This window comes from Stenotrophomonas maltophilia, from assembly GCF_047497515.2.
Lineage (GTDB): Bacteria > Pseudomonadota > Gammaproteobacteria > Xanthomonadales > Xanthomonadaceae > Stenotrophomonas.
In genome coordinates this window covers 14,341-18,797 of record NZ_JAXAXL020000030.1, presented here as the reverse complement: position 1 = coordinate 18,797, position 4,457 = coordinate 14,341, and the positions used below count along the sequence as shown (strand labels likewise).

Genomic DNA, 4,457 nt, shown 5'->3' with positions numbered 1-4,457 from the left:
GGTCCGGTTGCGGGAGACGCCGTAAACCTGTGGTGGTCAAGCTTTTCTGGACACTCCCGCAACCGGACCCACCCCGCCTTCGACAGTTTTCCGTGATCTGTCGGAACAGCACCCCGCTCTGGTAGGTGTCGACCTTGGTCGACACGGTAGTTCCACGCCATGCGTGGATCAATTCATTCGATATCTGACAGATTTGCCGACCAAGGTCGGCACCCACCAACAGCCGCAGTAAACGATCTGAGGCAGAGCCCCCTGAGTCAGGGGGCGGCCGCGAAGCGGCGGGGGTCTGGGAGTTGGTAAGTGGGGCCCACGGTTCGCGCAGAGAAGCATGGGAGCGACAGCGCGCATGCGATGACGCGTACCAGCCCTGCCAACAAAAAACCCCGCTTGCGCGGGGTTCTCTGTGTACTGCGTGCAGCAGGTGATTACGGGCGACGGGCCAGGGCCTCGACGTCCTTCGCCTTCGGCAGCAGGTCCTGCTTGCTGACGCGCAGGAAGCCGATCGTCAGCATCGGCACCGCCACCAGGATCGAGGACAGCACCACGATCACCGCGCCGATCATGTGCGTCTCGGCCAGGCCTTCCATCGAGCTGCCGCCGTACATGTACAGGGCAAGCGCCGACAGGAAGAACATCACCGCCGTGATCACCGTACGCGACAGCGTCTGGTTGATCGAACGGTTCAGCACTTCCATCGAGTCCACGCGCAGGCTGCGGAAGTTCTCGCGGACGCGGTCGAACACCACGATGATGTCGTTGATCGCAAAGCCCATCACCGACAGCAGGCCGGCCAGCACGGTCAGGTCGAACTCACGGCCCAGCAGGGACACGTAAGCGACCGTCACGATCAGGTCGAACATCGCCACGATGCTGGCGGTGACCGCGAATTTCCATTCGAAGCGCACCGCGATGTAGATCAGGAAGCCGGCCAGCATGAAGATGGTGGCGTACAGGCCATTCATCGCCAGGTCCTTGCCGATCTGCGGGCCCACGAACTCGTTGCGGAGCACGGTGGCCTGGTTGTCGGCGGTGGACAACGCCTTCACCACGGCAGCAGCGGTGGCCTTGTCTTCGGTGGCGGCATCACCGGTACCCGGTGCGTGCTCGCCGTGCGGTGCCAGGCGGATCAGCAGGTCGGTGTTGCCACCGACGCTCTGCACCTGCGCGCCGTCAAAGCCGTTCTCCTCAAGCTTGGTACGCACCTGCTCGACGTCCACCGCCTTGTCGAAGCGGACCTCGATCAGGGTGCCGCCGGTGAAGTCCAGCGCGTAGTTGAAGCCCTTGAAGCCGATGATCGCGACCGAGGCCAGGAACACGATGATCGTGACGACCATCGCGACATGGCGCCAGCGCATGAAGTCGATCTTGGTGTCGTTCGGGAGGATGTGCAGCGGAAACAGTTTCATGTGCGTGTCGTCCCGTCAGATGGCCACGTTCTGGAGCTTCTTGCGACGGCCGTAGATCAGCGTCGCCAGCGCACGCGACACGGTGATCGCGGTGAACATGGAGGCGAAAATACCGATGATCATGGTCAGCGCGAAGCCCTTCAGCGGACCGGTACCGAATGCGAACAGCGCCACACCGACGATCAGGCCCGTCAGGTTGGCGTCGAGGATGGTGCCCGAAGCACGTTCGTAACCGGTCACGATTGCGGTCTTGCCCGGCACGCCGGCACGCAGTTCTTCACGGATACGCTCGTTGATCAGCACGTTGGCGTCCACCGACAGGCCGACCGACAACGCCAGGCCGGCGAAGCCCGGCAGGGTCATGGTCGCACCGAACAGCGACATCACCGCCACGACGATGAGCAGGTTGAACAGCATCGCCGCCGAGGTGATCACGCCGAACATGCGGTAGTAGACGCTGAAGAACACCAGGGTGAACAGGAACGCGAACACCACCGCACGCATGCCGTTCTTGACGTTCTCGGCGCCCAGGCTCGGGCCGACCACGCGCTCTTCGACGAAGTCCATCGGCGCGGCCAGCGAGCCCGACTTCAGCAGCTTGGCCAGGTCTTCGGCTTCCTTCTTCTGCAGGCCGGTGGTCTGGAAGTTCTTGCCGAACACGCCGTTGATGTTGGCCACCGAGATCACTTCCTCGTTGACCTTGAAGCCACGCACTTCCTGCCCGTCAACAACGGTCACGGTCGGCACGCGCTCGGTGTAGACCACCGCCATCGGCTTGTTCACGTTGGCGCTGGTGAAGTCGAACATGCGCTGGCCGCCAACGTTGTTCAGCGTCACGCTGACCGCCGGCGAACCGCTGTTGGAATCGGTCACCGCCTGCGCGCCGACCATCTGGTCACCGGTGACGATCACGCGCTTGTTCAGCAGGATCGGGCCACGGCCGTCACGCTGCTGGTAGACCTTGGCTTCCGGCGGAATGCGGCCGGAGGCGATGGCGTCCTGCGCGTTGCCCTCGACCACCGCACGGTATTCCAGGGTGGCGGTAGCACCGATCATGCGCTTGGCTTCGGCGGTGTCCTGCACGCCCGGCAGCTGCACGACCACGCGGTCGGCGCCCTGGCGCTGGATGATCGGCTCGGCCACGCCCAGCTGGTTCACGCGGTTGCGCAGGGTGTTGATGTTCTGCTCGATGGCGCCATTGGCAATCTGCGTGATCTCGGCGTCCGGCACGGTGACCGTGATGCGGTTGCCACTGACGTCGTAACCCAGCGTCGGCTGCGCCTTGGCCAGGGCTGCGCGGGCACGCTGTGCGGCGTCATCGCCGGCAGACGGGCTCAGGTTGGCCACGATGCTGTTGTCGGCGCGGCGCTCCACCGACTGGTAGGCGATGCGCGCGTCACGCAGGGTGCTGCGCACGTCTTCGGTGTAGGCGTCCAGGCGCTTGTCGAGGGCGGCCTTCTGGTCGACCTGCAGCACGAAGTGCACGCCGCCCTGCAGGTCCAGGCCCAGCACCATCGGACGACCGCCGAGGTTGGCCAGCCAGTCCGGCACGGTCGAGGCCAGGTTCAGGGCCACGGTGTAGTTTTCGCCGACGGTGTCACGCAGGGCGTCGCTGGCAGCGGACTGCGCCTTCAGGTCCGGCAGGCGGACGATCAGGCTTTCCCCTTCCTTCTCGGCACCGAGCGTGGCTACACCGGCCTTCTTCAGGTCGGCCAGCACGCGGTCGCGCAGCACGTCGTCGACCTGGCCGCCACGGTTGGCGGTGATCTGGACGGCCGGGTCCTTCTGGTAGATGTTGGGAAGTGCGTACAGCGCGCTGAGCGCCAGTACGATCAGGATGACGACGTACTTCCAGCGTGGAAATTCGAGCATTGCTTGGGTCCCGCGCGGCGCCATCCCCGGCGCCGCGGTTGTGCATCGGAAAGGGAGTGGCTTACTTGGCCGAATCCAGGGTGCCGGTCGGCAGCACGCTGCCCACGGCGCCCTTCTGCACGCGGATGCGCACGTTCTCGGCCACTTCGATGGTGATGAAGTTGTCGCCGATGTCGGTGACCTTGCCGGCGATGCCGCCGTTGGTCAGCACTTCGTCGCCACGCTTGATCTTCTCCAGCATGGACTTGTGCTCCTTCTGCCGCTTCATCTGCGGGCGGATCATCAGGAAGTACATGATGGCGATCAGGATGATCGGGAACAGCAGGGTGGTCAGGCCCATACCGCCCTGCGGTTGGCCGCCGGCGGCCTGGGCGTGGGCGGCGGGAATCAGGAAGGCAAGCAGGTTCATCGTTGGTCCTTTGGTTGGGCGGCGCTTCGGCCCTTTCACGGGCACGAGGTGTCGACCGCGGATCTGGGTCAGCCTTGAAGTATGCCACGGCCCCGGGCGTTCGTCCTTGGGCCGTTTGGCAGGGGGCGTTCGGGTTACAGGGGCGGCGCGACCGCCCCGCGTGCCGCGTAGAAAGACTCACGGAAGGCCAGGAAGGTTCCCGCTTCGATCGCCGCACGGATGTCGGCCATCAGCTTTTCGTAATAGAACAGGTTGTGCAGGGTGCCCAGCATCGGCGCCAGCATCTCGTTGCAACGGTCCAGGTGGCGCAGGTAGGAACGGGTGTAGCCGCCGGTGCAGGCCACGCAGCCGCAGCCGGGCTCGATCGGGTCCATGTCGCGCGCGTACTGCGAGTTGCGGATGCGGACGGTGCCGAAGGAAGTGAAATAGTGGCCGTTGCGGGCGTTGCGGGTTGGCATCACGCAGTCGAACATGTCCACGCCGCGGGCCACGCCCTCGACCAGATCCTCCGGCCGGCCCACGCCCATCAGGTAGCGCGGGCGGTCGCCCGGCAGTTCCGGGTCCAGGTGGTCGAGCATGGCATTGCGCTCGTGCTCCGGCTCGCCCACGGCCAGGCCGCCGATGGCGTAGCCATCGAAGCCGATCGCCTGCAGGGCCTCGGCCGAGCGGCTGCGCAGATCGGTGTGCACGCCGCCCTGGACGATGCCGAACAGGGCCGCGTCGTTGCCCAGCTCGTCATGCGCATTGCGGCTGGGGGGGGGGCCGCCCCC

At 65.4% G+C, this 4,457-nt stretch carries 4 protein-coding genes; all 4 read right to left on the bottom strand.

The window, feature by feature from the left end:
• Nucleotides 1-425 precede the first annotated feature (425 nt).
• Entirely contained in the window at nt 426-1,406 is a 981-nt protein-coding gene (secF, locus tag ACMZPQ_RS22485; protein ID WP_197584186.1) for a protein translocase subunit SecF, read from the bottom strand.
• Between the two features lie 15 nt (nt 1,407-1,421).
• Nucleotides 1,422-3,278: a protein translocase subunit SecD gene (gene secD / locus ACMZPQ_RS22480; protein WP_197584188.1), complete on the bottom strand. Its 1,857-nt coding sequence runs from the start codon at nt 3,276-3,278 to the stop codon at nt 1,422-1,424.
• Nucleotides 3,279-3,339: 61 nt separating this feature from the next.
• Entirely contained in the window at nt 3,340-3,687 is a 348-nt protein-coding gene (yajC, locus tag ACMZPQ_RS22475) for a preprotein translocase subunit YajC (protein WP_197584189.1), read from the bottom strand.
• A gap of 134 nt (nt 3,688-3,821) precedes the next feature.
• On the bottom strand, nt 3,822-4,457 hold a 636-nt coding region (locus ACMZPQ_RS22470; protein WP_495495862.1), incomplete at its 5' end, for a tRNA-guanine transglycosylase.